This window comes from Cereibacter sphaeroides 2.4.1, assembly GCF_000012905.2.
Classification (GTDB): Bacteria; Pseudomonadota; Alphaproteobacteria; order Rhodobacterales; family Rhodobacteraceae; genus Cereibacter_A; species Cereibacter_A sphaeroides.
In genome coordinates, this window is the sequence record NC_007493.2 from 1,833,889 (window position 1) to 1,859,419 (window position 25,531).

Below are 25,531 nucleotides of genomic sequence, written 5' to 3' on the forward strand. Positions count from 1 at the left end.
CCAGGCCCTGAAAACTCTCGGACGGGCGGACGATGCACCCTTCCCCGCCAACTCGGAAGATCCGCCTCCGGCTCGGGACCGGACGCATCCCGCGATGGACGGCCACGTCGGCTTCGCCCATCCGGCGCCTGTCGAGGTGGGACCACAGAGCTTTGGAGGGAGGACCGCCGACGCAGACCCGGCTGGCGCGCCGTCAGCGAGCGACGGTCGGAAGCGGGCGGCCCTCGGCCCCCTCTGTTTCCGGCGAGGCCTCGATCATCCGACGGCGCCGCAGCCAGCGCGCAACGAGAAGGCAGCCGAGCGCCCAGGCAGAACCGGCGGTCCAGCCAGCCAGCACATCAGTCGGCCAGTGGACGCCCAGATAGACCCGGCTCGTGCCGACGGCCACCGTGACCAGTACGGCGAGGGTCAAGATATAGACCTTGACCCACAGGCGCGGTTGCGTGCGGGCCACGAGCGCCGCCAGCGTCAGGTAGGTGACGGCCGCCATCATCGCATGGCCCGACGGAAAGCTCGCCGTGTAAGTGATCGTCTCGTGCGGGACGAGGTCCGGCCTCGGCCTGTCGAAGAAGCGCTTGGCGGTGAAGCTCAGCGCCTGACCGCTGCCGGTGGCGATCAGGACGAACCACATGGTCCGCCAGCGGCCGGTGAGCCCGAGAAAGACCGCCACGGCCAGAGTGATGAAGGCGAGGATCCCCACGCCGCCCAGAGCGGTCACGTCGCGGGCGAGCTCCTCGAACCATGCGGGCCCCAGCGGATCGGAGGGATCGGCGGGGTTGCGCATGAGCAGGAGCAGCCACTCGTCGAAAGCATGCGAGTCGCCCTCGACGATCTCATCGGCCAGCTGGGCGAAGGCCCAGCCAAGCGCCGAGATCGCGAGGAGGAACGCCACCGTCCAGCGCTCGCCCCATGTGCCGAGACGCAAGGCAAGTTTCGATAGGGAACGGAAGGAAGGTCGTGTCATGCCGCCTCGGGACTGCTGCGCATAGCGCTCGGGACAGCGCAGGGGCTGGATGATAGGGGCTGCGGCAGGGAGAGCAAGGCCGCGGCAAATCCCATTCCCGCGAGCGTCAGGGGGCAGGAAAGAGCCCGGCCCTCCCGAGACGGCGAGTGTCAGGATGCGGGCCAGCGCCCCGCCCCATCGCTTGGCGGTGCCCGAGAATCGGCACGAGATCAGACCCGCAGCCCGAAGCGCCGCATCCGGCCGCCCGACGAATCAGTGACGCAGCGTCGCGCCCAGGTTGCGAAGCTCGGCGAGCTGCGCTTCGGAGCTTTTGGCGATCCCGTCGGTCAGATCGTGAAGCCGCTGCACATGCTCGAGCGCGAACTGCGCTTCGGCATCGTCGAGCTCGCGGTCGTTGCGGCAGAAGAAGCCGAGCGTCCGCGCCGACGCTTCGCCGACCGAGACCACCAGCCCGTACCGCAGGCCATATTCCGCAGCCTTTTCCATGACTCCCTGCTCGTCCATGTCGCGAAGCTCGCTCCAGCGGCAGATCCCCGGATGTTCGAGACCCCACCGCACCGTCGGATCGACGAAGATCATCGCCTTCTCCGCATAGAGGTTCACCCACTCCTGAGGGTAGGTCTGGTAGAGCAGAGTCGGATTGGCAAAGCGGATCCGGACCCCGATGGCGAAGTGCCAGTCGGAATGGGCGGCCACGGCGGAAAGTAGATCACGTACGCTCGGAACGTTCACCATGCTTTGTATCGGCCCGCAGGTTGTGTATCAGAAAGAGGCACGGCATCATGCCCCGCGACTGCTACTTTATGGTCTGTCGGATTACAATGGAACAGCACAAGCTTATGCATCTGTCAGACATGAAGGAAGCATTCCTGCAGATCGCACAAGCGGGATTCTATGTGGCCCTCCGGCTCGGATTCTACTCCCCCGAAGACGAGTTGAACACCTTCCCGGAGCAGTTCGTCGAACTTTACACGGCTCGTGGCCTCGCCCTTCAGGACCCGCTGATGCGCTGGACCTTCACCAACCATGGCGCGCTGCGCTGGAGCGCAGTCGACCAGCCCGACCCGCTGGGGGTGATCGCACGCTACCGGCAGTATGGGATGCGCTACGGGGCCACGATATGTCTTGCGGGGCGCGGACCCGTGCCGAAGAAGAGCTTCGGCATCTTCGCCCGCGCCGACCGGGAGTTCAGCGACGCCGAGATCGTCGACCTGCGCGAGCTGCTGACCACGCTCCATGTCAACGAGCCGCAGTCGCTCACCGAAAGCCAGGTCGAAGTGCTGCGGATGCTGTCGACAGGCATGCGGTACAAGCAGATGGCCTATGCGCTGGGGATCTCGGAGAGCGCCGTCAAGGCCCGCCTGAAGGGCGCGGCCCAGCGGATGAACGCCAAGACCGCGGCCCAGGCCGCCTCGGTCGCCGCGAGTCGCGGCATCCTATAGCGCGGCAGCAATCCGCAGGTGTAGTGACGCAACGTCAGGCACGGCTCCCAAAGGTGTTTGGAACGTGCTAAATAAGCAGGACGGCTGCGCGGTGGCCGGGGGGAGCCGGCATGGACATCATCGACCTCAGCACAGTTGCCACGGACGATGCGAGCTTCCTCGACTACATCGACCAGCTCTGCCAGAAGCTGGGCTTCGACTATGCCTCCTATGCGACAACGAGTCCGATGACGGGCGCGGTCCAGGGCTATGCCAACTATCCCGACAGCTGGAAGATGCACTACATGCGGCGCAACCTGCACCGCGTGGATCCCACCATCCACAAGTCGGCGCTGAGCATCGCCCCCGTGGACTGGAGCCGCTTCGAGCGCGACGAGCGTTTCCGGGCCGTGTTCTTTGCGGCCGAGGATTTCGGCATCACCCCTCAGGGGCTGACGGTGCCCGTCCGCGGCCCCTACGGCGACCGGGGCCTTCTGTCGGTGACGCGCAACTGCGCCCGCCCGGAATGGGAGAAGCACAAGCGCGCCGTGATCGGCGAGCTGCAGGTTGCGGCCGTCCACCTGCACGATGCGGTCATGCGGTCGGACGTGATCTCACGCGCCCTGCGCCAGCCGAGGCTCTCCACGCGCGAGATCGAGGTCCTGCAATGGGCGGCGGCGGGCAAGTCGCAGACGGACATCGGCGACATCCTCGGCATCTCGCACCGCACGGTCGAGGTGCACCTGCGCTCGGCGCGCGAGAAGCTCGGCACCCTCTCGACGGTGCAGGCCGTGGGCCGTGCGATCGGGCTGGGTCTGGTCTATCCGAGGTGAGAGTGCTCCGCCGGAAGGCGTATGAGGCACTTTGAGCCCTATCCCTGCCCCAGAGGACCGAAATTCAACCGGAAATTGCCAAAGGAAGCCTTCCGGCTACGGGATTCCCCTCATAGCCGAAACGGGTCGGGATGCGCAACTATAGCCGTATGTTACGCAACCTTGGGGATTGAAGAATGATCTTCATTATCGACTCGCTCAACCTCCGCGAGCACGCAGACATCGTGAAGGACATGTTCCGGTTGCGCAAGCGCGTTTTTGCGGACCGTCTCGGCTGGGACGTTCAGATTTCGCAGGGCATGGAGCGCGACCGCTTCGACGACCTGGATCCGGCTCACGTCGTGAGCGTGGATGACGAGGGCCGCGTGGTCGGCTGCATGCGCCTGCTTCAGACGACGGGCCCGCACATGCTCTCCGACGTGTTCAGCTCGATCCTGGACGGAGAGCCTCCGCTGCGCAGCGCAACTCTCTGGGAAGCCACGCGCTTCTGTGTCGACACCGACCGCCTGGTTTCGGGCCGCGCCCGCAATTCGATCGCCTATGTCACGAGCGAAGTGATGATCGGCGCCTTCGAATTCGCCATGTCGGCGGGTGTGACCGATGCGGTCGCCGTGATCGATCCGGTGATGGACCGCGTGCTGAAGCGGTCGGGCAATGCGCCGCAGGGCTATGTCGGCACGCCGAAGCCGATGGGCAAGGTGACGGCTCTGGCCGCGCTGATGGACTGCTCGGAAGAGCGTGTGAAGCGCATCCGCGATTTCGCCGGCATCTACCACGACGTGACGCAACCGCAGACGGTCATCGCCTGAACGGCGGCAGACATCCGCCGCAACCCGGATCTTCCCGGTTGCGGACCAGGTCTGACGCAGGCACTTCGGACTGGCGGCCGCACATGGCCGCCCGCCGCCCCACGGAGGATCAGCATGGCGCAGCCTGAGCCAGACCGGCAGAAGGTGACCGAACTCGCCGCCCGGCGCCCCCCGCGGGACGACCGGGGCGAGCACGGCTGGCTTGTGCCTCACCTGATCTCGCTCGTGGGCTATGCCGAGCGCCACGGGCTGACCGAGATCGAGGCAGCGCTCGCCGAGGCGGCCGAACGGATCGCGCCTGCGGTGCAATCCGAGGCTGCGGAGACGACCCCGGCCAGCGAGCGGCTGTTCTATCTCCGCCGCCCCTACCCCGAGAAGCGCGACTGAGCCCGATGGGCCCGGCGCCTGACCCTTCCTGCCGTCGCGGCAGCCGCGACTCAGAGGCCTGACCGCGGTTCTTCCTCTGCCTGTCTGCACCGCAGCATCAGCCACCGGGCGCGCGTTTTGAGGCGGCGTCCGAACCTCCGGGGCGTCTGGCGCGAGAAGGTGCGCTCATTTGCACACATCTTCGGCGAATCCGCGCTCACGCCCCTGATGCGACGCTGCCTGCGCTTGCAAGTGCCTGCGGCACAACCATATTGCTGGACGATGCGAATCTTGGAATTGCGCTCTGCAAGCCATTGAAAAACGGACGTCGTCTCTCTGATATGCCCGCTCCTGCCGCCCCCTCCGCCCGCCTGAACCGGCGCCTGCTGCTCAGCGCGGCAAGTTCGTCGCTCGCCCTCGCTGCAAGCGGGCTCATGGGGCTGCCCCTCCGGGCTCAGGAGGCGCCTGCCGACGCGCCTCCGGCCTCTGTTCCGGTCGCTGCGCCGCAGCAGTTCAGCTATGACTGGCTGACGGAAGAGATGCGGGTCGCGGCCACGCAGCCGCATGTCGAGCCCGAGAACCTGACGGGGTTCCTGGGCGAGCTGCAGTACGACGATTACCGCTCGATCAACTTCCGCACCGACCGCTCCCGCTGGGCGGATACGGACAGCATGTTCCGGATCCAGGCCTTCCACCTCGGCTGGCTGTTCGGCGCTCCGGTCCGCCTCTATGACGTGACCGACGGCTATGTGCACGAGGTTCGCTTCTCGACCGACGATTTCGAATACCGCAACGAACTGTCCACCCGCGTGGCGGCCCATGTGGACCTGCCCGGCGTGGCGGGCTTCCGGCTGAACTTCCCGCTGAACCGGCCGGACGTCTTCGACGAGCTCGTGGCCTTTCTCGGCGCGAGCTACTTCCGCGCGCTCGGCCGCGGCAACGGCTACGGCATCTCGGCCCGCGGGCTGGCCGTCAACACGGCCACCTCCGCGCCCGAGGAATTTCCCCGCTTCTCGCGCTTCTATCTCGAGCGCCCGCACGGCGGCGGCCTGTCGGCCGTCCTCTATGCCGCGATGGAGAGCCCGAGCGTCACCGGCGCCTACCGCTTCGTCATCACGCCCGGCATCGAGACGATGATCGAGGTGACGGCGCGTCTCTTCTTCCGCAGCGCTGTGACCCAGCTCGGCGTGGCACCGCTGACCTCGATGTTCCTCTTCAGCGAGAAGAACCGCGCCACCTACGACGATTTCCGCCCCAATGTGCACGACAGCGACGGCCTGGCCGTCCGGCGCCGCGACGGCGACATCCTCTGGCGGCCGCTGAACAACCCGCCGCGGCTCGCCAGCAGCTACTTCGGCGAGGAGAACCCGCAGGCCTTCGGCCTGCATCAGCGCAAGCGGTCCTTCGACGACTATCAGGACGCCGAAGCCCATTACGAGCTGCGGCCCTCGGTCGATGTCGAGCCCATCGGCGACTGGGGCAAGGGGATGGTGCGGCTCGTCGAGATCCCGACCCGCTACGAGACGAACGACAACATCGTGGCCTTCTGGGTGCCGGAAGGGCAGATCTCCGCCGGCGATGCGCGCGAATTCGCCTACCGCCTTCGGTGGGGGGCTCTGCCCATCGAAGAGCCGTCCGACATCGCCCACATCTGGGAGACGCGGGCCGGTCACGGCGGCGTTTCGGGGGTGGAGAATACGGGCGAGACCCGCAAGTTCGTCATTGATTTCAAGGGGGGTCTGTTGGGCGGACTTCCCGGGGACGCCGAGGTGGAAGCCATCACCTCCGTGCAGCACGGACAAATCGTCACGCAGACTCTTGAACGGCTGGACGGGATGGACATATGGCGTCTCGTTCTCGACGTGGCCGCAGCCGAGGGGGCCACGGTGGAACTGGCGGCGCACATCGCCGGTTATGGACGGAAACTCTCGGAAACATGGCTCTATCAGTGGATGAAAGCCTGATGTCGAATTCTGCCGACTCCTTGCAGACCGGCGCCCTCGAGGCGAGCTCGGTCGAAGATATCGCGGTTCTGGTGGACCGGATCGGCGCACCTCCGGCCGCGCCCTGCGCCATGCCCAAGCAGCAGCTTGAACCGGCCGCGACCGGCCTGTTCTCGATGCTGCGGCTGTTCGGGGTGGGTGCCCCGAGGCCGGAGCACTGAGCCATGCCCGCGGAGCGGCGCCGTCGCGCCGTCACGCTGGCCTCGCGTCTCGTTGCGGCGGCGATCAGCCTCACCGCGGCAGCCGGGGCCTTCTTTCTTTTTCTGCAGTTCGGCTCGACCGACGGGCTCGATTCGATGGACATCACGCGGAGCGTGCTGATCCTCGTCTCGACCTCGTGGCTCGGGTGGGGTGCCGCCCATGCGGTGCTCGGCCTCTTCTCGCGCCCGCAGCGGCCCGCGAACGTGTCGCCCGACGCGCCGATCTCAACGCGCACGGTTATTCTCGTCCCCGTCTATAACGAGGATCCTGTAGCGACCTTCTCGCGCATCGCGGCGATGGACGCGTCTCTCGCCGCCACGCCCTGGCGCGACCTGTTCCATTTCGCGATCCTCTCTGACACTCGGGACGAGGCCATCGCCGCGCGCGAGCGGTTCTGGTTCCTGCGCCTTCTCCGCGAGCGCGATGCCGAGGGTCGCATCTTCTACCGCCGCCGCGCGGTGAACCGCGGCCGAAAGGCGGGCAATATCGAGGATTTCATCCAGAAGTCCGGCTCCGCCTATCCGTTCGCCGTGATCCTCGATGCCGACAGCCTGATGGAAGGCGAAACGCTGGTCGACATGGTGCGCCGGATGGAGGCCGAGCCGCGTCTCGGGCTGCTCCAGACGCTGCCGGTGGTGACGAAGGCGCGCGCGCGCTTCGGGCGGTCGATGCAGTTCTCGGCCGCGCTCCATGCGCCGGTCTTCGCGCGCGGGCTGGCGATGATGCAGGGCCGCACCGGCCCGTTCTGGGGCCACAATGCCATCGTGCGAGTACAGGCTTTCGCGGAAAGCTGCGGCCTGCCCGAGCTGTCGGGTCCGCCCCCCTTCGGCGGCCATGTCATGAGCCACGATTATGTCGAGGCGGCGCTCCTTGCACGCGCAGGCTGGATCGTCCGGTTCGATGACGACATCCGCGGCTCCTACGAAGAAGGCCCCGAAAATCTGGTGGACCATGCGAAGCGCGACCGGCGCTGGTGTCAGGGCAACCTCCAGCACGGGCGCATCCTGTTCGCTCCCGGCCTCTGCGGCTGGAACCGCTTCGTGTTCCTGCAGGGCATCATGGCCTATATCGCGCCGCTCTTCTGGCTGGGCTTCATCATGGCCTCGATCGCGGCGCCCTTCTTCGCCCCGCCGCTCGATTATTTCCCGGTGCCCTACTGGCCCTTCCCGGTCTTCCCCTCGGACGAGACCTGGAAAGCCATCGGCCTCGCCGTGGGCATCTTCGGCCTTCTGCTGCTGCCCAAGCTCATGATCGCCATCGAGGCCATCGTGACCGGCCGCGCGGCGGGCTTCGGCGGTGCCGGGCGCGTCCTCGTCTCGACGCTGGCCGAGCTTGTCTTCTCCAGCATCATCGCGCCGATCCTCATGGCCTTTCAGACCCGTTCGGTGCTGCAGGTGCTGCTCGGCCGCGATGGCGGCTGGCCCACCAACAATCGCGGCGACGGCAGCCTCTCCGTGGCGCAGGCCTGGTCGGCCAGCCATTGGATCGTGACCTGGGGCCTTATCGGCATCGGCGCCACCTATTACTTCGCTCCGGGCCTCGTGCCCTGGCTGCTTCCGGTGGCCCTTCCCATGATCTTCTCGCCGCTCGTGATCGCGGTCACCTCGAAGCGCAGCCGCTCGGCGCTCTTCACCATGCCGCTCGAAGTCGCGCCGACGCCGGTGCTTCTGGCGCATGACGCAATCCTCGCCGACTGGGAGCGCAGCCCCGCGCCCGAGGCTGTTCCGGCGCTGGCGGTGAGCCATGCCTGACCATCCCCCCAGGGTCGCGGGACGCGACAAGCGGCTCGACTTCTTCCGCGGTCTGGCTCTGGTGATGATCTTCATCAACCATGTGCCCGGAACGGTCTGGGAGAATTTCACCAGCCGCAATTTCGGCTTCTCGGACGCGGCCGAGGGCTTTGTGCTGATGTCGGGGATCGCGGCCGGCCTCGCCTATTCCAAGGGTTTCTGGACGCCGACCTGGGCCGCGGCCCGCAAGATCTGGCGCCGGGCCTGGACGCTCTATCTCGTCCACCTCCTCACGACGTTCTGGGCCATCGCCATTTCGGCGGCCTTCGCGCTCTGGTTCGCGGCCCCGGATCTGCTGCACCAGAATCAGGTCTGGATCCTGTTCCAGAAGCCTCTGGGCTTCCTGATCGGCGTGCCCGCGCTGACCCACCAGCTCGGCTACACGAACATCCTGCCGCTCTATGCGACGCTGCTACTGGTCACACCGGCCCTCATTCTGGCGGCGCTGCGGTTTCCGCGGACGCTTCTCGTCGGTTCGGTGCTGCTCTGGGCACTCACCGGCCAGTTCCGGCTGAACCTGCCGAACTTCCCCAATCCGGGCGGCTGGTTCTTCAACCCGCTCGCCTGGCAGATCATCTTCGTCATGGGGTTGCTGACCGGCGTCGCCCTGAAGAAGGGCAAGCGATTCGTGCCGATCCTGCCGTGGCTGCAGGCCCTGACGGCGGCCTATCTGCTGCTGGCGCTGATCTGGCTGAAGGTGCCTGTGGTCTACGACATGATGAACCATTTCATGCGTGTCCTGAACCGGGATCTGGGCCTGCCCTTCTACATCACCGCCTTCGACAAGACCTTTGCCACCGTTCCGCGGCTTCTTCATGTGCTGGCGCTGGCCTACCTGCTCAGCACACTCGGCTGGGTGCGCCATCTGGCGGCCTCTGGCTGGGCCGAGCCCTTCGCCCTGCTCGGGCGGCACTCGCTGCAGGTCTTCGCCACCGGCACCATCCTCTGTTTCGCGCTGCAGGGGGTCAAGGATCTGACCGGAGACCAGTTCCTGTTCGACACGCTGCTGCTGGCCATGGGGCTTTCGGTGCAGTTCGGCGTGGCCTGGCTCGCGGACCGCTGGAAGGGAGAGGCGTCGGCCCGCCCCGCCCCGAAAGTCGCGCCGGCGGGGGCTGCGACGGCGCCCCAGACCGCTGCGCGCGGGACGGCCTGAAAGCTGCAAATTGCCTCTTGCAGCCTCCCGGCGGCTCCGCTAATACCCGCCTCACGGAGCGCGGGCGTAGCTCAGGGGTAGAGCATTACCTTGCCAAGGTAAGGGTCGTGAGTTCGAATCTCATCGCCCGCTCCAGAAGACCGAAGGGCACCCTCACGGGTGCCCTTCGTCGTTTGCGGATCCGTGTCGATACTCGGCGCGTGGTTCGATCGCGACGTGGGCTTCCCGCTGCGACGCTCGGGCCTTCATGCGGATTTCCCGATCAACCCACCCGGCGCGGCACGCGGCTCTTCCCGGGGCAACACCGGCGCGCACAATAAGAACGCTCTCCCGATGCGGCATCGTCGGGCAGACCGACAGGACGAGGCGCGGCCGCTCCGGCGGAACGCGGGACCCGAGTGCCGCGCAGCCCTTGGGCCGAAGGTTCTGCCGCCGAAGCGCCGGGAGAAGCCCGCAGGGCTTGTGCCTCCCGCGCTGATAAGTTTTATCGTCCGCGAACGAGTTTGAGGCAGCGGGCATCCCGAATGCGAGACGAACAGGCAACCGGGGCGGCGATCACCTTCGACCGGGTGGAGAAGTCCTTCGCGCAGAAGGGCGGTGCGCCGGTCATGGCGCTGTCGGACTGCACGCTGACGGTCGAGCCCGGTGCGATCACTGGCATCATCGGCCGCTCCGGCGCGGGCAAATCCACGCTCCTTCGCATGGTCAACGGGCTCGAGCGCCCGACCGGCGGCCGGGTGCTCGTGGGCGGGCGGGACGTGGGGGCCGCGGACGGCGCCGAGCTGCGCGAGATCCGCCGCGAGGTCGGCATGATCTTCCAGCATTTCAACCTGCTCGCCTCGCGCACCGTCTTCGGCAATGTGGCGCTGCCCCTCGAGATTGCAGGCCGCCCCTCTTCCGAGATCCGGACCCGTGTGGCCGACCTGATCGCGCGGGTGGGTCTCGAAGCTCTGGCAGACCGCTACCCCGCCGAGCTCTCGGGTGGGCAGAAGCAGCGCGTCGGCATCGCGCGCGCCCTGGCCACCGGGCCGAAGGTGCTCCTGTCGGACGAGGCGACCTCGGCGCTCGATCCCGAGACGACGCAGACGGTGCTGCGCCTTCTCGCCGACATCAACCGTGACCTCGGCCTCACGATCCTGCTCATCACCCACGAGATGGGCGTCGTGCGCGACATCGCGACCCACATGGCGGTGATCGACGGCGGGCGCATCGTCGAGGCGGGCCCCACCTATGACATCTTCGTGCGCCCCGAGCATCCGACGACCCGTTCCTTCCTGTCGGGCGTGACCGGCGTGACGCTCCCCGCCTTCGTGGCGAGCCGCCTGCGCCCTGCCCCGCCCGAGGGTCCGTCGCAGGAGGTCATCCGCATCACCTTCGCCGGACGCCACGCCACCGATCCGATGCTGGCGCGCCTGACGGGCGAACTCGGGATCGCGGTCAACATCCTTGCGGGCGCCATCGAGGAGATCGGGCCGCATCCGTTCGGAAACCTGCTCGTCTCGGTCGAGACGCCGCGCGGGGCCGAAGCGCGGGCCTATCTCGAACGCCATCAGCTGCTGACGGAGGTGCTGGGCTATGTGGGCTAACCTGACCCCCCTCCTTCTCGAAGCCACGCTTCAGACGCTCTACATGGTCGCCGTATCGGGCGTGCTCGGCACCGCCTTCGGCCTGCCTCTGGGCGTTTTCCTCGCCACCTCGCAGCGCGGCGAGCTTCTGTCTGCGCCGCTCGTGAACAAGGTGCTGGGGCTCGTGGTGAATGCGACGCGCTCGGTGCCCTTCATCATCCTCGTCGTGGCGATCATCCCCTTCACCCGCGCGCTGGCCGGCACCTCGATCGGCACCACGGCCGCGATCGTGCCGCTGACGGTGGCGGCCATCCCCTTCATCGCCCGGCTGGTCGAGAATGCGATCCGCGAGGTCGACAGCGGGCTGATCGAGGCCGCCCGCGCCATGGGGGCCACGCCCTTCCAGATCATCCGCAAGGTGCTGATCCCCGAGGCGCTGCCCGGGATCGCGCTAGGGCTTACGCTCGCGCTGGTCAGCCTCATCGGCTATTCCGCCATGGTGGGGGCCGTCGGCGGCGAGGGCCTGGGCGATCTCGGCATCCGCTACGGCTACCAGCGGTTCATGCCCGAGGTCATGGCGGCCGTGGTGGTGATCCTCGTCGTGCTCGTCCAGCTCGTCCAATCGGTCGGCGAGGGCATCGCCCGTGCCGTCGACCGGCGCGCGCCGCGCAACCGCGGCCGCTGATCCCTGCCTCCCACAGAAGGAACATCTCATGCTGCGCATGACCACCCTCGCCTCCGCGCTCGCCCTGATCGCCGGCGGCGCCCTCGCCGAAGAGATCAAGGTCGGTGTCTCGCCGGGCGAGCACGCCGAGATCATGGAAGAGGTCGCCAAGATCGCAGCCCCCAAGGGGCTCGAGATCGACGTGATCGAATTCTCGGACTATGTGGTGCCGAACCAGGCGCTGGCCGATGGCGACATCCAGGCCAACTCCTTCCAGCACCAACCATATCTCGACAATCAGGTGAAGGACCGCGGCTTCGATCTGGTGCCGGTCGCAACCACGATCACCACGCCGATGGGGCTCTATTCCTCGAAGATCGAGAGCCTCGACGACCTGCCCGAGGGCGCTCAGGTCGGCATCCCGAACGATCCCACCAACGGCGGGCGCGCGCTCCTCGTGCTGCAGGATCTGGGCCAGATCAAGCTGGCAGAGGGCACGGGCCTCACGCCCTCCGTTCTCGACGTGACGGAGAACCCGAAGGGCATCAAGTTTCAGGAACTCGATGCGGCGCAGCTTCCGCGCTCGCTGGCCGATCTCGACGCGGCGCTCATCAACACCAACTACGCGCTGGCCTCGGGGCTGAACCCCAAGACCGACGCGATCGCGACCGAGAAGGCCGACAGCCCCTACGTCAACATCATCGTGGTGCGGAACGGCGATCAGGAGCAGCCCTGGGTCAAGACGCTGGTCGAGGCCTATCACTCGCCCGAGCTGAAGGCCTTCATCGACGAGAAATATCAGGGCTCGGTCATCACCTCCTGGTGACATTCGGCGGGCGGAGCCACACGCTCCGCCCCTTTTTTCCTCGGCCCCGAGCGGCCCACAGGTGACGCGACCGCTCGAGGCCCCAGGCGGCTTCCTGAAAGCCCGGTGGATCCCGCGCTTCCCCTGAGCCTTTCGACACCGCCACCGGCACCACAGACAGCCGGATCGGCCGATTTCGGAACCGGAAGGCCGGTTTCGGTGCTTTCCCTGTCGAACACTCAATTGTGAGGCAGACATGGAACAGCCGAGGCTCGCCCCCCCGTCCCTGCCGCTTGCCCTCGTGCCGGTGGTTCTGACGCTCGCCCTTCTCGCCCTTCAGCTCTTCTATTTCGGCGATTTCACCCCGCATATACCGCTGGTCATCGGGCTCGCGATCACGGGGCTCGTGGGGGTGCTGCGCGGTCAGAAGTGGCTCGACATCCGCGAGGGCGTCTTCCACGTCATCCATGTCTCGATGCCGTCGCTCTCCGTGCTGATCGTGGTCGGGATGATCATCGGCGTCTGGATCGCCTCGGGCACGGTGCCGACGCTGATCTACTACGGGCTCACGCTGCTCAATCCGTCGATCTTCCTTGCGGCGGCCATGATCCTCTGCTCGGTCGTCTCGCTCTCGCTCGGCACCAGCTGGGGCACGGTCGGCACCGTGGGCCTCGCGCTGATGGGCATCGGGGCGGGTTTCGGGATCCCGCCCTACTGGACGGCAGGCGCCGTCGTCTCGGGCGCCTTCTTCGGTGACAAGATTTCGCCCCTGTCGGACACGACGAACCTCGCGCCTGCCGTGACCGGGGTGAACATCTTCGACCATATCCGCAACATGCTGCCCACGACGGTGCCGGCGATGCTGATCGCGCTCACGGCCTATCTGGTCGCGGGCTACGCGCTGATCGAGCCGCACGAGGCCTCCTTCGGCGCCATCGAGCGGATCACGCAGGAGCTCGACGCGCGGTTCGAGCTCGGCCTGATCCCGCTCCTGCCTGCCCTCGTCGTCGTCGTGCTCGCGCTGATGCGCCAGCCGCCGCTGCCGTCCCTGTTCGCGGGCGTGCTGGTGGGCGCGCTGATCGCCCTCTTCCTTCAAGGCGCAGGCCTCCACCAGGTCTTCACCTACGCGCAGTCGGGCTATGCCATCGAGACCGGCGTGGCCGAGATCGACACGCTGCTGAACTCGGGCGGCATCCAGTCGATGATGTGGACGATCTCGCTCATGCTGATCGCGCTCGGCTTCGGCGGCGCGCTGGAGCGCACCGGCTGCCTCGAGGCGATCATCACCGCGATCATCTCGCGGGTGAAGACCTTCGCCGCCGTCCAGAGTTCGGCCATCGCCACCGCCTTCGCCACGAACATGGTCGCGGGCGACCCCTACATCTCCATCGCGCTGCCGGGGCGCATGTATTCGCCGCTCTACCGCGGCATGGGCTATTCGACGCTGAACCTCAGCCGCGCCGTCGAGGAAGGCGGCACCCTGATGAGCCCGCTGATCCCCTGGAACGCGGGCGGCGCCTTCGTGATCTCGGCGCTGGGACTCGGGATCATGTCGGGCAACATCCAGAACCTCCTCTATATCCCCCTCGCCTTCGCCTGCTGGACGGCGCCCCTGATCGGCATCTTCTACGCCTTCACCGGCCTCTTCTCGCCGCGGGCGACCGACGACGAGCGGGCGGGCTGGGAGAAGACGGACGAGGATGTGATGGATCTGGAGGATCATGCGCTCTCGGACAGCGGCGCGTGACGGCCGCCGTGAGGTGCCGAGCCGCCTCCCGGTCGGCCCGGCGCGCGAGCCGTCAGACTGCCCGGTGAGGGGGCCAGCGGCGAGGCCCACGAGGAAGGCCCAGGTCTCGGACGCCTGTGCCCCGAGTCCCAGCACGCGCGAGTAGGTGGCCTGATGGGCGCTGAGTTCGGGGAGGATGCGCAGGAAGACATAGCCGGCAGCCACGCCCCCCGCCGCCGCAAGCCAGATGCTGCGGGGAAGGCGCCCCAGAGAACCGAGGCAGCCGATGAGGCCGATGCCTGCGACGAGAAAAGCGGCGATCAGGATCATGCGGATCAATCGCCCCGCCGGTCCGCCGGGCGATCAGCGCGAGGGAAAGCCAGTGACCTCGACCTTGACGGATCGGGCGGCGATCCATCCAAGTTCTGGCGACTTGAGCCATCAGGCAGAACGGGAGGCGACATCCTCCGCGTGAGGGCGAAAGCCCCCGGCTCTTTCCCTGCCCCTACCCTCGAGCGCGCGGCCTACCGCCGCCGACATCGAACCTCCACGAAAGCGAAGGTCGGCACCGCACCCGACCTGAGGCCTGCACTCCCGGACGCGCTCTCTGATGCCGCTTGAGGCAGCAACACGAATGAGCGGGCGCGGGCACCAGACGGTGGCGATGAACGCGACAGAGGCATGAGCGGCGCGGCAGAAGGCTCGCACACGGTCCGCAGATGAGTCGCAAACGGAGCGGACCCAAAGGGGGAAGGTCGGAACGGCTGCCGGAACTCGAACGGCTCCACCAGCTTTGCGGTTGAAAATGTCAGTGAAGTCATGGAGGCGGGTACCGGAATCGAACCGGTCTTCACGGATTTGCAATCCGGTTAATTCCATTGAAAATAAAGAGCCGACCTGTAAACGCACCGCGTTTGTTCACGACGAACAATCAAGCACTTATGAGGCGTCTGTAAACGCGGAAGTCGACCAATCCGCAAAGAAAAACCCCGACGCGCTGGCGGGCGCAGTCGGGGCGGATAGTGAGGGTGCCACCGGTCAGGAAGGCAATCCCGAGGCAGAATGCTACCCGAACCGTGGCCTTCGCGCAATTGCCCTCTATCGGGCTATCTGGGCCGCCCATCCGCACGACGCTGCCGACATCATGACGGAAGAGTTGTTGCGTCTCTCGGCGGGCACCCCTCCCCATGACGTGTTCGGCCGGGTGCGCGAGGACGCCCGGTGGTGGGCCGCCGTCGCCTCTCCGGTCGAGCTGGTGGAGTACATGGCGGCCGCCATGCGCGCCATCCTCGGCGGGCGGACGGCGCTCTGCCTCGACCAGCGCAAGCGCCTGATGGTCGAGACGTGGCACTCCCTGCCCGACGCGGAGAAGCAAGCCTTCCTCGACCGCGTTGCCCCTCACGCGGAGGAGGGCCGCCGCCGTGGATGATCCATTTGCCAGCCTCGAGCCTCTCGCCGTCGCGCCCTCTGGTCCGGAGGGGGTCCGCGCGCAGTTCGATCAAATGGAGGATATCCCGCCGCCTCGGCCGCGCCAGCCGCCGCCTGCGCAGGAAGATCCTGTTGAGATCGAGGTGACTGAGGATGGCGTTGCCCGCGCCTTCACCGAAAAGTACGGCGGCACTCTCCGCTTCGATCACGACGCGGGCCGGTGGTATCACTGGCAGGAAGACCATTGGCAAGCCGACACGACTTCGCGCGCCTTCGAATACTGCCGCCGCCTCGCCCGCCTCGCATCGGAGGGGGCGAAGCACTCGCTCCTCTCGACGGCACGCAAGGCATCGTTCGCGGGCGGCGTCGAGCGCTTGGCGCGGGCCGATCCGGCGCACGCGGTGACGCAGGAGGCATGGGATCGGGACCCGTGGCTCGTCGCCTGTCCGGGTGAGACGGTAGACCTGCGCACCGGGCGGAGCGCCGTGCCTCGCCCCGAGGACGGCATCACGCGCAGGGTGGCCGTAGCGCCCGCTGCGCAGGAGACGTGCCCGACGTGGTGGCAGTTCCTAGAGGATGCGACCGGCGCCGACTCGAGTGTCATGCGGTTCCTGCAGCAGTGGGCGGGCTACAGCCTGACCGGCATCACGCGGGAGCACACGCTGGTGTTTCTCTATGGCGACGGCGGCAACGGGAAGTCGGTGTTCATCAACACGCTGACCGGTCTCCTGGGCGACTACGCCGCCACGGCCGGCATGGAGACCTTCACAGCGTCGAAGAGCGACCGGCACCCGACCGACCTTGCGATGTTGGCCGGCGCGCGTCTGGTGGCGGCATCGGAGACCGAGGAGGGCCGCGCGTGGGCCGAGAGCCGCATCAAGCAGATGACCGGCGGGGACCGGATCACGGCCCGCTTCATGCGCCGGGACTTCTTCACATACACGCCGCAGTTCAAGCTGACGCTGGTGGGGAACCACCGCCCTGCCCTCGCGAACGTCAAACCGGTAGAGCCGTGGGCGCTCGTCGTGCCGGCCGAGCTGGAAACCGTGGCGCAGCAAGTTCTGGCCGAGATCGCCGCGGCGGCGGTTTCGGACGTGAACCCCTTCAGCGGGACGCTTGAGCTGATCGTTGAGCCGGGTCTCACCAGCGCCACCGGCTGGTACCTCATCGGCAATCCCGCCCTGCATGACGGCCTCGCCCATGCGTTCCTCGACGGTCAATCCGCGCCGCGGATCGAGACACGGGCGGGCTGGAACACCCTCGGGATGGAGTTCCGCCTCACCTGGGCCGTGGATGCCAAGTTCATCGGTACCGCGTCGTGGTTCCGCAATCCCGGCGCGTCCGGGTGTCCACGCTGTCGGCCGCGAAACGCGCAAAGGCAAGGGGTGGCACTTCTATGCCTGGCGCGGCGGTCCGAAGTTCTGGATCGATGAGGCCCACTATCCAAGCAGCCGGGAGTTCCTCGCGGCTTACACCGAAGCGACGGCGCTGCCTCGGGCGGCAGCCTACACGGTCCCGAATCTGGTGGACGACTTTCTTTCGAGCCCGGAAATGCCGAAGGGCGAACGGACCCGAACGGACTACCGTCGGTGGGGTCTGCGGCTGGCTGAGGAGTTCAAAGACGACCCGGCCGAGATCTTCGAAGACCCCGGCTCGCGGGGAGAGGTGAACGAGTGGCGCAAGCAGTGGGCGCACTCACCGCGTCAGTATGACTATGCCGGGACCGTCGCCGCCGTGCTCCTGAACTGGGCGGTGGATCAAGGCAAGATCCGGCAGCATCACTGCCAGCGGCTCCGCAAGGTGTACGAGGTGGACCGCGCCGAGATTGTCTGGACGCCGGATCACCGCGAGGCAATCGAGGCCAAGGCCCCTGAATGGATCCGCCGCATTCTGACGGCTGCCTGCGAAACCGGCCTGCGCGTGGCTGACCTCACGAAGCTCGCGTGGAGCCACGTTGAGGCAACGCCGCATGGCCGTCGCATTCGGGTGAGGACCAGCAAGCGCAAGCGGGTGGCATACATTCCCGTCACCGAAGCGATGGGGAAGCTCCTGGACGCTACGCCGCGCGACCGGATGCTGATCCTCCTGAGCGAGCGGGGAAAGCCGCTGACGCCGCACCGCGCCTCGGAGGGGCTGCGCCAGTGGCGGGACAAGGCCGGGCTGACACCGGAGTCCCTGGGCTACGATCTGCGCCTTCAGGACGCGCGCGGTACCGCTGCCACGCGGCTTCTGTCCGCGGGCCTCTCCCTCGCCGAGATCGCCGCTCACATGGGCTGGAGCATCCGACACGCCGCCGCAGTGATCGAGCACTACGCGCGCGTCTCGCCCGATGAAACCGACGCAATCTTGGTCAAGCTCGCGACCGCAAAAGGGTCCGCATCATGAACGAGATTGTAAACGCTCCTGTAAACGGAGCAACCGAGGAGAAGGAGGATAGCTTGCAAGCCATTGAGAATGCTTGGAGGCGGGTACCGGAATCGAACCGGTCTTCACGGATTTGCAATCCGCTGCGTAACCTCTCCGCCAACCCGCCGGAGCCTTGGCCTCATTAGGTTTTCTCTCTGGCGCCGTCAAGGCGGTTTCTCGGTTCCGGCAGTGGTTCCGACATTCGCGCTTCGGTCACGAGTCGTTCCGAGCGTACCTGATCAGCTGAATGTGTTCTGCGGGCCGGCTGAACGGATCCTTGGTAAAGCGCCGATATGGCCCCCTACTTCTACGCATCTCGTCCCCTCAGCTTGATGCTGCCGCCCATAGACATCTTGATACATCACGGCGCTATAGATGTAGATCGCTGCACGACCTTCCGATGCGTCCCGAAGGGCTCTCGCGTCGATGAACAGCTCAGAACACAGAATCTTTCCGCCCGAGCCGACCGCACCATCTCCCGCATCTTCTTCTCGTTCCGGCAAGTCGAAGCGAGGAACAGGGTCACCAACCGCCGTCACCCTGTGCTGAGCGCAAGGTATGGCTTTAACGGCAGGCGTGGAACCGGTGTTCAGCCAAGACTGAATGAGGGTTATCCCCTGCGTCCCTGGATTGCACTCAACCGGTCCAGGCACGAGATAGGCACGATTTGACATCAGGGTTGCCCGTGCGACCTCGGTAGCCTTCTCCGCTTCCCGAAACGTATCTCTTGCGATATCAAGGCTGCGCCTCGTGTAGAGCAGCGTGTAGGCCACTGTGCCAAGCGTGACAAGCCCGAGCCCCAGTGACCCAACCGCGGCCCAGAACATCGCCTTGGCCCAAAAAGCCATAGCCTCCTGCGCGGCGAGATCCCTCAACGCGATTTCTGCTGCATCTGCAGACCCGTTCGTGGCGAATAAGCGCGCCACGGCATCAAGAAATTCCATCACTACTCGTCCGCCATTGCAACTGCTCGGGAGAACATAATCGGTGAAATTATGCTATGATGGAAGTAGCTTAAGCGTTCCCGTCGCAACGCAGACGACGCTTCCGTCTCAAGCTTGACGCGAGAGAGTGCACAGCCCCGCTACAAGCCGCACGCCGCATGAATACCGACAGAAGCGCTCTCCCCTCTGCTATAAGTTCCGCGCCCAACCAAGGCGGAACTTCCTCGGCGTTCTGCCGAAGGAAGCCTGCCCGCGACCGTCAATTCTCTGGCCAGTGCCAGCCCCGGCCATCCGTCCAGTAAAAGGTCGGCGCATGGATGCTCACGCCTTCCGCAGCCATGAACTGGCGCGAAGCCTCCTCCGGCGGCTCGAGCATGATCGCCGCGTCGGCAGTCAGGGCGCACCTCGAGCACCGCAACCGCCTCACAAGGTCGCCAGATAGGTGATCCGCGCGAGGTGGGCCTCGCGGTCGAAGTCCTGCTCGACGGCACTCTGAAGGTATCACCGCACGGTGGGATCAGCGCGGCGAATGCCTTCGATTTGGTCGACATGAGGCGCTGATGAAGCGCGACCTTCCAGCCTATGTCTACGTCCGGAAGGGCGGTCTGCTGTACTTCGAGCGGCGCGGGCAGAAGTCCCAGCGGATCAAGTCCACGTTGGGCACGCCTGCCGTCGCACTCGAATACGTCAAGCTGCTGAACGGCGCGCTCACACCGGAGCCGACACGACGGAGCTTCCGTGCGCTGCTCAAGTCCTACCGGGCCGGCAACCGGTTCCGGAAGCTCGCACCCCGCACCTGCGACGACTATGACAAGGTCCTCGCATGGGGTGTCGAGAAGCTCGGCCACCTGCCTGCAGACAAAATGCAGAGGAAGGACGTGATCCGCGCCCGGGACGTGAAGGGAGCGCGGCCCTTAAGGGAAAGCAGTCGCGAGTTTCCGCGCGGGGCAAGGAACGGTCGGCCTTTGGAGCGCGGAGGACGGTCTGCCCTTGCGGGCCCTGTGCGGGCGTTCGAGCCGGCCCTCGCGCGGGCCTTCGCGCTTGCATCCGGCGCGAAGGCCGCTATAAGGCCCCATCCTTCCGCTCTCATGCGAACCGGCGCAGACTCTCGTGGACGGGCCGCGGAAGGATTGGCCCGACCTATGAAATGCGCCCGACAGATTGGAGCCCGCATGTCTCTCTATGAGCATGTCTTCATCGCGCGTCAGGACCTGTCCAACGCGCAGGCCGAAGGCCTCATCGAACATTTCTCGACGGTCCTCGCGGACAACGGCGGCAAGGTCGTCGACCGCGAATACTGGGGCGTCAAGACGATGGCCTACAAGATCAACAAGAACCGCAAGGGCCACTATGCCTTCCTGAAGTCGGATGCCCCCTCGGCCGCCGTGCAGGAGATGGAACGCCTGATGCGGCTTCATGACGACGTGATGCGCGTGCTGACCATCAAGGTCGACAAGCATGCCGAAGGCCCCTCGATCCAGATGCAGAAGCGCGACGAGCGTGAGCGCGGCGACCGGGGCGACCGTTCCGACCGCGGCGATCGCGGCGACCGTGGCGGCTTCCGTCGCTGATCGAGCAGAGGAGAATTCCCATGGCCAACAAACCCTTCTTCCGTCGCCGCAAGGTCTGCCCCTTCTCGGGCGACAATGCTCCCGCGATCGACTACAAGGACACCCGTCTTCTGCAGCGCTACATCTCCGAGCGCGGCAAGATCGTGCCCTCGCGCATCACCGCCGTCTCGGCTAAGAAGCAGCGTGAACTCGCGGCCGCCATCAAGCGCGCCCGTTTCCTCGCCCTGCTCCCCTACGCCGTGAAGTGAGGAGCTGATCCCATGCAAGTCATCCTTCTCCAGCGTGTAGCCAAGCTCGGCCAGATGGGCGAGGTCGTGAACGTCAAGGACGGTTACGCCCGCAACTTCCTGCTGCCGCAGGGCAAGGCGCTGCGCGCCAACGAGTCGAACATCAAGTCGTTCGAGGCCCGCAAGGCCCAGCTCGAAGCGCAGAACCTCGAGACCAAGAAAGAGGCCGCTGCCGTCGCCGAGAAACTCGACGGCCAGAGCTTCGTCGTGATCCGCTCGGCCTCCGACTCCGGCGCGCTCTACGGCTCGGTCACCACCCGTGACGCGGCCGAGGCGGCCACCGAAGCCGGCTTCACCGTCGGCCGTGGCCAGATCGTGCTCGACCGTCCGATCAAGGACCTGGGCCTGCACACCGTCACCGTGACGCTGCACCCGGAAGTCGTGGTCAAGATCACGCTGAACGTCGCGCGGTCGGTCGAGGAAGCCGAACTGCAGGCTTCGGGCAAGTCGATCCAGGAGCTCGCCGCCGAGGCGGAAGCCGCGGCCGACTTCGAGATCGCCGAGCTCTTCGACGAGATCGGCGCGGCTTCGCAAGAAGACTGAACGATCTTCACCGATCAGGGAAAAGCCGCGCCTCCGGGCGCGGCTTTTTTCGTTGCGCCTTAAGGCCGCGGCCGCCCCGATCTTCCGACCGCCCGGCACCCTCGCCCGACCCGACACTCGGAGAGGAGAAGGCCATTCTCGCCTGACCTGAGCCTCGGAAAAGAAAGCGTCTGCCTCGCCTAACCTGACCCCCCGGAAAAGAAACGCCGTCCTCGTCTGACCTGACCCTCGGACAGAAAAGGGCCGTCCGCGCCGGAGCCGACCCTCGGAAAAGAAAAGGCCGCCCCCGAAGGAGCGGCCCCCCCGTCGCCATGGGCGACGGATCACATCTCGTCGAGCGCCTCGATGGCCTTCTGGAGGTCGTCTTTGCCGACTTCCTTCTCGGTCACCGTCGCGCCTTCGAGGATCAGGTCCACGACCTTGTCCTCGAAGATCGGCGCGCGGAGCTGCTGCTGGATCTGCGGGTTCTTCTGCACGAACTCGAAGTAGGCGCGCTCCTGACCCGGATACTGGCGGGCCTGAGCGAGGACCGCCTGGGTCATTTCGGCGTCGGTCACCGTCACCTCGGCCTTGCGGCCGATCTCGGCCAGCAGCAGCCCGAGGCGCACGCGACGTTCGGCCAGCGCCTTGTGCTCGTCGGTGGGTTCGATGTTGCCGTGGTTGTGGCCGTGCTCTTCCGGGTGCTCTTCGTGCCAGAGCTGGTGCGCAATCTGATGCGCCTCGGCCTCGACGAGTTTCGACGGCAGCTCGAAGCTCACCATCTGGTCGAGCTGGTCGAGCAGCGCCCGCTTCAGCACGGCGCGCGAGGCACCCTTGTATTCAGCCTCGAGCCGCTCGGAGATCTGGGACTTGAGAGCGGCCAGATCCTCGGCGCCGTATTTCTTGGCCAGCTCGTCGTCGAGCTCGGCGGCCTTCGGCGCCTTCACGGCCTTCACGGTGCAGGCGAATTCGGCTTCCTTGCCCGCGAGATGCTTCGCGCCATATTCGGCCGGGAAGCTGACCTTCACCGTCACCTCGTCATCGACCTTCGTGCCGACGAGCTGCTCTTCGAAGCCCGGGATGAACGAGCCCGAGCCCAGCACCAGCGGGTAATCCTCGGCCGAGCCGCCCTCGAACAGTTCGCCGTCGACCGAGCCCTTGAAGTCGATCACGACCTGATCGCCGTCCTTGGCCTTCGAACCCTTGCGGCGGTCCTCGAAGTTCTGCGCCGACTCGGCGAGGTTCTTCAGGGCTTCCTCGATGGCGGCCTCATCGGCCTTCACCACCAGCCGCTCGAGCGAGACTTTCGAGGTCTCGATCTCGGGGATCTCCGGCAGGGCCTCGTATTTCATCTCGACGACGACGTCGGTGCCTTCCTTCCAGGTCTCGCCATCGACCATGCGCACTTCCGGCTGCATCGCCGGACGGTCGCCCGAGGTCTCGAGATGATCGCGCATGGCGCCGTCGATGGCGTCCTGCATCGCATCGCCGAGAAGACGCGGGCCGAACTGCTTTTTCAGCATGGCGAGCGGCACCTTGCCCTTGCGGAAGCCCTTCATCTCGATGTCGGGCTGCGCCTCGACGAGCTTTTCCTGGACCTTGGCGTCCAGTTCGGCAGCGGTCACCGTGATGGTGTACGCGCGCTTCAGACCTTCCTTTTGGGTCTCGGTGACCTGCATGTCTCTCCGTCCTCTTTGTTCCTCTGGTGCGGGTGAAGGGACTCGAACCCCCACGCCTTGCGGCGACAGGACCTAAACCTGTTGCGTCTACCAGTTCCGCCACACCCGCCTTCGGGGCCGCGCGTGAGCACGCCCCGAAAATCCGCGCCCTTCTAGCAAAGGGACCGGTCCGATGCGAGAGGAAAAGCGCGGCTCCGGCAGAGGCGCCGCCCTGTCTTCGCCGCAATGTTTCTTCTCTCTGCCACAGAAATGAACCACCGCCGGTGATTCATCCTTGGGGCGAGCGAACCGCAGGAAAGGGCCGAAGATGAGCGAGATCTCTCCGACCGGGCTCGGGCTTCGGCACAGCCTCTCCCTGACGGCCGGGACGCCGGTTCTGACCCTGGCCGGGATCCGGCCCGCCGAAGGCATCCGACCGGGCGACCGGCTGGTGGCGCGGAGCGGCGCGGTCGCGGTTCTGGCTGCCGAGATGACCACCCTGCCCCAGACCGAGATGGTCGCCATCGGGGCGAGCACCCTCGCCCACGGCCAGCCGGACGAGACGCTTCTGGTTCCCGCCGACCAGCCGCTCCTGCTGCGGGGCGCCCGGGCGGAGCTGCTCTACGGGCAATCTCCCGTGGTCCTGCCCGCGCGGCGGCTCGTGGACGGGCAGCTCACGCGGCTTCTGCCGATGGAAGACGTCGATCTCGTCACGCTGACCTTCGCGGCCCCGGCGGCGATCTATGCGAGCGAACTCCATCCCGTGACCCGGCCCGAGCCGCTCGCCCTTGCCGTGTGATCGCCTACCCGAGGGGCATCCCGTGCGGGCACCGGCGCGGACTGCGGGCGGGAAGCTCATCCCAATGGTCGCGATGCCATTCCTGCCCTAGAGGCCGAGGGCGCGGAAGACAGCAGGCAGGGCCTCGGGCAGGTCCTCGGCGATCAGCCCCGGGCCGACGATGCGCGCTGCCTCGACATGGAGCCAGGCGCCCGCCTCGGCCGCCTCCTGCCCCCTGAGGCCCCGGCCGAGGAGGCCCGCGATCAGCCCGGCCAGCACATCCCCCGCCCCCGCCGTGGCAAGCCAGGGCGCGCCACGGGCGCCGGTGGCCGCGTGAACCGCAAGCCCCTCCGGCCCCGCCACCAGCGTCTTGGCCCCTTTCAGGAGGATCACCGCCCCCGTCTCCGCCGCGGCCGCCCGGACAGCCTCGGCGCGGGAGGCTTCGTCGTTGGGCGTCCCGGGAAAGAGACTGCGAAACTCGCCCATATGAGGCGTGAGCACACAGCCCGGATGCAGCCGTTGCCGCAGCCCCCTCTCGCGCGCGACGAGGGTTAGCGCATCGGCATCGAGAACCGTCGGCCGCCCGGCATCGAGCGCCACCGCCACGAGGTCGCGCTCGCGGTCGCTGAGGCCCAAGCCCGGCCCGAGACAGAGCGCGGAGAGACGCCGGTCGGCGAGCAGCCGCTCCAGATCCTCCGTCCCCTCCAGCGCCCGCAGCATGACCGCATCGAGCCGCGCCGCATTCTCGGCCAGCGCCGCGGGTGGGCAGGCCAGTGTCACGAGCCCGGCCCCCACCCGCAGCGCCGCACGGGCCGCGAGCCGGCCGGCCCCGCCCTGCGCCGGCGGGCCGCCAAGGACCAGCACATGACCATGATCGTATTTGTGCTGCCCCTCGCGCTTCGCGATCCGCGCGGCATCGGGTGCCCCGATCTCGCGCAGCCTCATGAGGAAAGGCCGATGTCGGCCACCGTCACCGCGACGCCCGCCGCGCGCAGGCGGGCGTGCACCGGCTTCTCGGCGTGGAAGGACACCACGAGATCCGCCTCGAAGGGCCGCCGCGCGAGTGCCGCGCCGCTGTCGCAGTCGAAGCCGGTCGGCACATCCACGCTGAGCGTTCGGACCTCGGCCCCCGCGCGGTCCCACCGAGCGCGAGCGCGCCAGTAGGGCTCGAGCAGCTCGTCGCAGGGGCGCGTCTGCCCGATCCCGAGAAGCGCATCCACAACGAGGATCCGCCCCGCCTCCACCTCCGCGAGTGCGGTGAGCGGACGGCAGCTGCCGCCCTCGTCCCGCCAGCGCCGCGCATTCGTGACGGCATCCGTGCCCTGTCGGGCGCGCACGAGTCCGGGCGGGCCGAGCTCGGGGAACACCGCCTCCCACCCCAGGGCAAAGACCTGAACCTGCCAGCCGCGCCCGGCCAGCAGACGCGCCACCACGAAGCCGTCGCCCCCGTTGTTGCCGGGCCCGCAGAGGACGACCGCCAGCCGCGGCGCGGGCCAGTCCGGAACGGCCGCCGCCACCGCCTCTCCGGCGCGCTCCATCAGCTGCAGTCCGGTCGCCCGTCCAGCGGCCATCGCCGCATTCTCAATGGCGCGCATTTGGGCAGACGTGACAAGTTGTACCACTTCCGGGCCTGTTCG

The 25,531-nt window shown here is 66.9% G+C and carries 25 protein-coding genes and 3 tRNA genes; 20 read left to right on the forward strand and 8 right to left on the reverse strand.

What is annotated here, in order from left to right:
* Positions 1-193 precede the first annotated feature (193 nt).
* Both RSP_RS08840 and RSP_RS08845 read right to left on the reverse strand, forming a co-directional pair.
* Positions 194-964, reverse strand: a complete 771-nt coding sequence (locus RSP_RS08840) for a phosphatase PAP2 family protein (RefSeq protein ID WP_011338008.1) — start codon at positions 962-964, stop codon at positions 194-196.
* A gap of 252 nt (positions 965-1,216) precedes the next feature.
* The gene (locus tag RSP_RS08845; RefSeq protein ID WP_009563908.1) at positions 1,217-1,699 is read right to left on the reverse strand and encodes an autoinducer binding domain-containing protein; all 483 of its coding nucleotides are present in this window, start codon (positions 1,697-1,699) and stop codon (positions 1,217-1,219) included.
* A 47-nt stretch (positions 1,700-1,746) separates the two neighbouring features.
* Between RSP_RS08845 and RSP_RS08850 the strand changes: the two genes are divergently transcribed.
* The 16 genes from RSP_RS08850 to RSP_RS08925 all read left to right on the forward strand — a co-directional run bounded on the left by RSP_RS08850 (position 1,747) and on the right by RSP_RS08925 (position 18,113).
* Positions 1,747-2,406: a helix-turn-helix transcriptional regulator gene (locus RSP_RS08850; protein ID WP_011338009.1), complete on the forward strand. Its 660-nt coding sequence runs from the start codon at positions 1,747-1,749 to the stop codon at positions 2,404-2,406.
* A gap of 110 nt (positions 2,407-2,516) precedes the next feature.
* Positions 2,517-3,218, forward strand: a complete 702-nt coding sequence (locus RSP_RS08855; protein ID WP_002720271.1) for a LuxR family transcriptional regulator — start codon at positions 2,517-2,519, stop codon at positions 3,216-3,218.
* A gap of 176 nt (positions 3,219-3,394) precedes the next feature.
* Positions 3,395-4,027, forward strand: coding sequence for an acyl-homoserine-lactone synthase (locus tag RSP_RS08860; RefSeq protein ID WP_011338011.1), 633 nt, complete (start codon positions 3,395-3,397; stop codon positions 4,025-4,027).
* A 114-nt stretch (positions 4,028-4,141) separates the two neighbouring features.
* Positions 4,142-4,414: a hypothetical protein gene (locus RSP_RS08865; protein ID WP_011338012.1), complete on the forward strand. Its 273-nt coding sequence runs from the start codon at positions 4,142-4,144 to the stop codon at positions 4,412-4,414.
* 320 nt (positions 4,415-4,734) lie between these two features.
* Positions 4,735-6,357 (forward strand): glucan biosynthesis protein, encoded by a 1,623-nt coding sequence (locus RSP_RS08870; RefSeq protein WP_009563902.1) that lies wholly within the window; start codon positions 4,735-4,737, stop codon positions 6,355-6,357.
* Complete coding sequence (locus RSP_RS08875; RefSeq protein WP_002720275.1) at positions 6,357-6,557, forward strand: hypothetical protein; 201 nt, start codon at positions 6,357-6,359, stop codon at positions 6,555-6,557. The genes RSP_RS08870 and RSP_RS08875 overlap by 1 nt, the downstream gene beginning before the upstream one ends.
* Positions 6,558-6,560: 3 nt before the next feature.
* Positions 6,561-8,348, forward strand: coding sequence for a glucans biosynthesis glucosyltransferase MdoH (gene mdoH, locus RSP_RS08880; protein WP_002720276.1), 1,788 nt, complete (start codon positions 6,561-6,563; stop codon positions 8,346-8,348).
* Complete coding sequence (locus tag RSP_RS08885) at positions 8,341-9,540, forward strand: OpgC family protein (protein WP_011338013.1); 1,200 nt, start codon at positions 8,341-8,343, stop codon at positions 9,538-9,540. The genes mdoH and RSP_RS08885 overlap by 8 nt, the downstream gene beginning before the upstream one ends.
* Positions 9,541-9,600: 60 nt before the next feature.
* Positions 9,601-9,675, forward strand: a tRNA-Gly gene (locus RSP_RS08890).
* A 389-nt stretch (positions 9,676-10,064) separates the two neighbouring features.
* Positions 10,065-11,126, forward strand: a complete 1,062-nt coding sequence (locus RSP_RS08895; RefSeq protein WP_002720278.1) for a methionine ABC transporter ATP-binding protein — start codon at positions 10,065-10,067, stop codon at positions 11,124-11,126.
* On the forward strand, positions 11,116-11,790 hold the full coding sequence (locus RSP_RS08900) for a methionine ABC transporter permease (protein WP_002720279.1): 675 nt from the start codon (positions 11,116-11,118) through the stop codon (positions 11,788-11,790). Before RSP_RS08895 ends, RSP_RS08900 begins: the two co-directional genes overlap by 11 nt.
* A gap of 28 nt (positions 11,791-11,818) precedes the next feature.
* On the forward strand, positions 11,819-12,595 hold the full coding sequence (locus tag RSP_RS08905; protein WP_002720280.1) for a MetQ/NlpA family ABC transporter substrate-binding protein: 777 nt from the start codon (positions 11,819-11,821) through the stop codon (positions 12,593-12,595).
* A 235-nt stretch (positions 12,596-12,830) separates the two neighbouring features.
* Positions 12,831-14,321, forward strand: a complete 1,491-nt coding sequence (gene nhaC / locus RSP_RS08910) for a Na+/H+ antiporter NhaC (protein WP_011338014.1) — start codon at positions 12,831-12,833, stop codon at positions 14,319-14,321.
* Positions 14,322-15,099: 778 nt separating this feature from the next.
* Positions 15,100-15,729 (forward strand): hypothetical protein, encoded by a 630-nt coding sequence (locus RSP_RS22430; RefSeq protein WP_227590601.1) that lies wholly within the window; start codon positions 15,100-15,102, stop codon positions 15,727-15,729.
* The gene (locus tag RSP_RS08920; RefSeq protein ID WP_011338016.1) at positions 15,722-17,161 is read left to right on the forward strand and encodes a phage/plasmid primase, P4 family; all 1,440 of its coding nucleotides are present in this window, start codon (positions 15,722-15,724) and stop codon (positions 17,159-17,161) included. The genes RSP_RS22430 and RSP_RS08920 overlap by 8 nt, the downstream gene beginning before the upstream one ends.
* Positions 17,162-17,252: 91 nt before the next feature.
* Complete coding sequence (locus RSP_RS08925) at positions 17,253-18,113, forward strand: tyrosine-type recombinase/integrase (protein WP_227590602.1); 861 nt, start codon at positions 17,253-17,255, stop codon at positions 18,111-18,113.
* Between the two features lie 74 nt (positions 18,114-18,187).
* Here the strand turns inward: RSP_RS08925 and RSP_RS08930 are convergent.
* Positions 18,188-18,261 (reverse strand) — tRNA-Cys (locus RSP_RS08930).
* A gap of 112 nt (positions 18,262-18,373) precedes the next feature.
* The gene (locus RSP_RS08935; RefSeq protein ID WP_023003673.1) at positions 18,374-19,078 is read right to left on the reverse strand and encodes a hypothetical protein; all 705 of its coding nucleotides are present in this window, start codon (positions 19,076-19,078) and stop codon (positions 18,374-18,376) included.
* Between the two features lie 1,172 nt (positions 19,079-20,250).
* Here RSP_RS08935 and rpsF point away from each other — a divergent pair.
* The 3 genes from rpsF to rplI are packed head-to-tail and all read left to right on the forward strand — an operon-like array spanning position 20,251 to position 21,479.
* Positions 20,251-20,649, forward strand: a complete 399-nt coding sequence (gene rpsF, locus RSP_RS08940; RefSeq protein ID WP_011338020.1) for a 30S ribosomal protein S6 — start codon at positions 20,251-20,253, stop codon at positions 20,647-20,649.
* 20 nt (positions 20,650-20,669) lie between these two features.
* The gene (gene rpsR, locus RSP_RS08945; protein ID WP_002720283.1) at positions 20,670-20,897 is read left to right on the forward strand and encodes a 30S ribosomal protein S18; all 228 of its coding nucleotides are present in this window, start codon (positions 20,670-20,672) and stop codon (positions 20,895-20,897) included.
* Between the two features lie 12 nt (positions 20,898-20,909).
* On the forward strand, positions 20,910-21,479 hold the full coding sequence (gene rplI / locus RSP_RS08950; protein WP_011338021.1) for a 50S ribosomal protein L9: 570 nt from the start codon (positions 20,910-20,912) through the stop codon (positions 21,477-21,479).
* 323 nt (positions 21,480-21,802) lie between these two features.
* On the opposite strand, the gene tig is transcribed toward rplI, so the two are convergent.
* Both tig and RSP_RS08960 read right to left on the reverse strand, forming a co-directional pair.
* The gene (gene tig, locus RSP_RS08955) at positions 21,803-23,137 is read right to left on the reverse strand and encodes a trigger factor (RefSeq protein WP_002720285.1); all 1,335 of its coding nucleotides are present in this window, start codon (positions 23,135-23,137) and stop codon (positions 21,803-21,805) included.
* A gap of 24 nt (positions 23,138-23,161) precedes the next feature.
* Positions 23,162-23,246: transfer RNA gene (locus RSP_RS08960), tRNA-Leu, on the reverse strand.
* 198 nt (positions 23,247-23,444) lie between these two features.
* Here RSP_RS08960 and RSP_RS08965 point away from each other — a divergent pair.
* Positions 23,445-23,915, forward strand: coding sequence for a Hint domain-containing protein (locus RSP_RS08965; protein WP_011338022.1), 471 nt, complete (start codon positions 23,445-23,447; stop codon positions 23,913-23,915).
* Between the two features lie 87 nt (positions 23,916-24,002).
* On the opposite strand, the gene RSP_RS08970 is transcribed toward RSP_RS08965, so the two are convergent.
* Together RSP_RS08970 and RSP_RS08975 are read right to left on the reverse strand one after the other, a co-directional pair.
* Positions 24,003-24,839, reverse strand: a complete 837-nt coding sequence (locus RSP_RS08970; protein ID WP_017140239.1) for an NAD(P)H-hydrate dehydratase — start codon at positions 24,837-24,839, stop codon at positions 24,003-24,005.
* The gene (locus tag RSP_RS08975; RefSeq protein WP_029534514.1) at positions 24,836-25,489 is read right to left on the reverse strand and encodes an NAD(P)H-hydrate epimerase; all 654 of its coding nucleotides are present in this window, start codon (positions 25,487-25,489) and stop codon (positions 24,836-24,838) included. The genes RSP_RS08970 and RSP_RS08975 overlap by 4 nt, the downstream gene beginning before the upstream one ends.
* Positions 25,490-25,531 lie beyond the last annotated feature (42 nt).

Excerpts from the sequence above, each read along its gene's own strand:
- RSP_RS08840 (WP_011338008.1), bottom strand. The coding sequence starts at position 964 with ATGACACGACCTTCCTTCCGTTCCCTATCGAAACTTGCCTTGCGTCTC.
- RSP_RS08845 (WP_009563908.1), bottom strand. The coding sequence starts at position 1,699 with ATGGTGAACGTTCCGAGCGTACGTGATCTACTTTCCGCCGTGGCCGCC.
- RSP_RS08850 (WP_011338009.1), top strand. The coding sequence starts at position 1,747 with ATGCCCCGCGACTGCTACTTTATGGTCTGTCGGATTACAATGGAACAG.
- RSP_RS08855 (WP_002720271.1), top strand. The coding sequence starts at position 2,517 with ATGGACATCATCGACCTCAGCACAGTTGCCACGGACGATGCGAGCTTC.
- RSP_RS08860 (WP_011338011.1), top strand. The coding sequence starts at position 3,395 with ATGATCTTCATTATCGACTCGCTCAACCTCCGCGAGCACGCAGACATC.
- RSP_RS08865 (WP_011338012.1), top strand. The coding sequence starts at position 4,142 with ATGGCGCAGCCTGAGCCAGACCGGCAGAAGGTGACCGAACTCGCCGCC.
- RSP_RS08870 (WP_009563902.1), top strand. The coding sequence starts at position 4,735 with ATGCCCGCTCCTGCCGCCCCCTCCGCCCGCCTGAACCGGCGCCTGCTG.
- RSP_RS08875 (WP_002720275.1), top strand. The coding sequence starts at position 6,357 with ATGTCGAATTCTGCCGACTCCTTGCAGACCGGCGCCCTCGAGGCGAGC.
- mdoH (WP_002720276.1), top strand. The coding sequence starts at position 6,561 with ATGCCCGCGGAGCGGCGCCGTCGCGCCGTCACGCTGGCCTCGCGTCTC.
- RSP_RS08885 (WP_011338013.1), top strand. The coding sequence starts at position 8,341 with ATGCCTGACCATCCCCCCAGGGTCGCGGGACGCGACAAGCGGCTCGAC.
- RSP_RS08895 (WP_002720278.1), top strand. The coding sequence starts at position 10,065 with ATGCGAGACGAACAGGCAACCGGGGCGGCGATCACCTTCGACCGGGTG.
- RSP_RS08900 (WP_002720279.1), top strand. The coding sequence starts at position 11,116 with ATGTGGGCTAACCTGACCCCCCTCCTTCTCGAAGCCACGCTTCAGACG.
- RSP_RS08905 (WP_002720280.1), top strand. The coding sequence starts at position 11,819 with ATGCTGCGCATGACCACCCTCGCCTCCGCGCTCGCCCTGATCGCCGGC.
- nhaC (WP_011338014.1), top strand. The coding sequence starts at position 12,831 with ATGGAACAGCCGAGGCTCGCCCCCCCGTCCCTGCCGCTTGCCCTCGTG.
- RSP_RS08935 (WP_023003673.1), bottom strand. The coding sequence starts at position 19,078 with ATGGAATTTCTTGATGCCGTGGCGCGCTTATTCGCCACGAACGGGTCT.
- rpsF (WP_011338020.1), top strand. The coding sequence starts at position 20,251 with ATGTCTCTCTATGAGCATGTCTTCATCGCGCGTCAGGACCTGTCCAAC.
- rpsR (WP_002720283.1), top strand. The coding sequence starts at position 20,670 with ATGGCCAACAAACCCTTCTTCCGTCGCCGCAAGGTCTGCCCCTTCTCG.
- rplI (WP_011338021.1), top strand. The coding sequence starts at position 20,910 with ATGCAAGTCATCCTTCTCCAGCGTGTAGCCAAGCTCGGCCAGATGGGC.
- tig (WP_002720285.1), bottom strand. The coding sequence starts at position 23,137 with ATGCAGGTCACCGAGACCCAAAAGGAAGGTCTGAAGCGCGCGTACACC.
- RSP_RS08965 (WP_011338022.1), top strand. The coding sequence starts at position 23,445 with ATGAGCGAGATCTCTCCGACCGGGCTCGGGCTTCGGCACAGCCTCTCC.
- RSP_RS08970 (WP_017140239.1), bottom strand. The coding sequence starts at position 24,839 with ATGAGGCTGCGCGAGATCGGGGCACCCGATGCCGCGCGGATCGCGAAG.
- RSP_RS08975 (WP_029534514.1), bottom strand. The coding sequence starts at position 25,489 with ATGCGCGCCATTGAGAATGCGGCGATGGCCGCTGGACGGGCGACCGGA.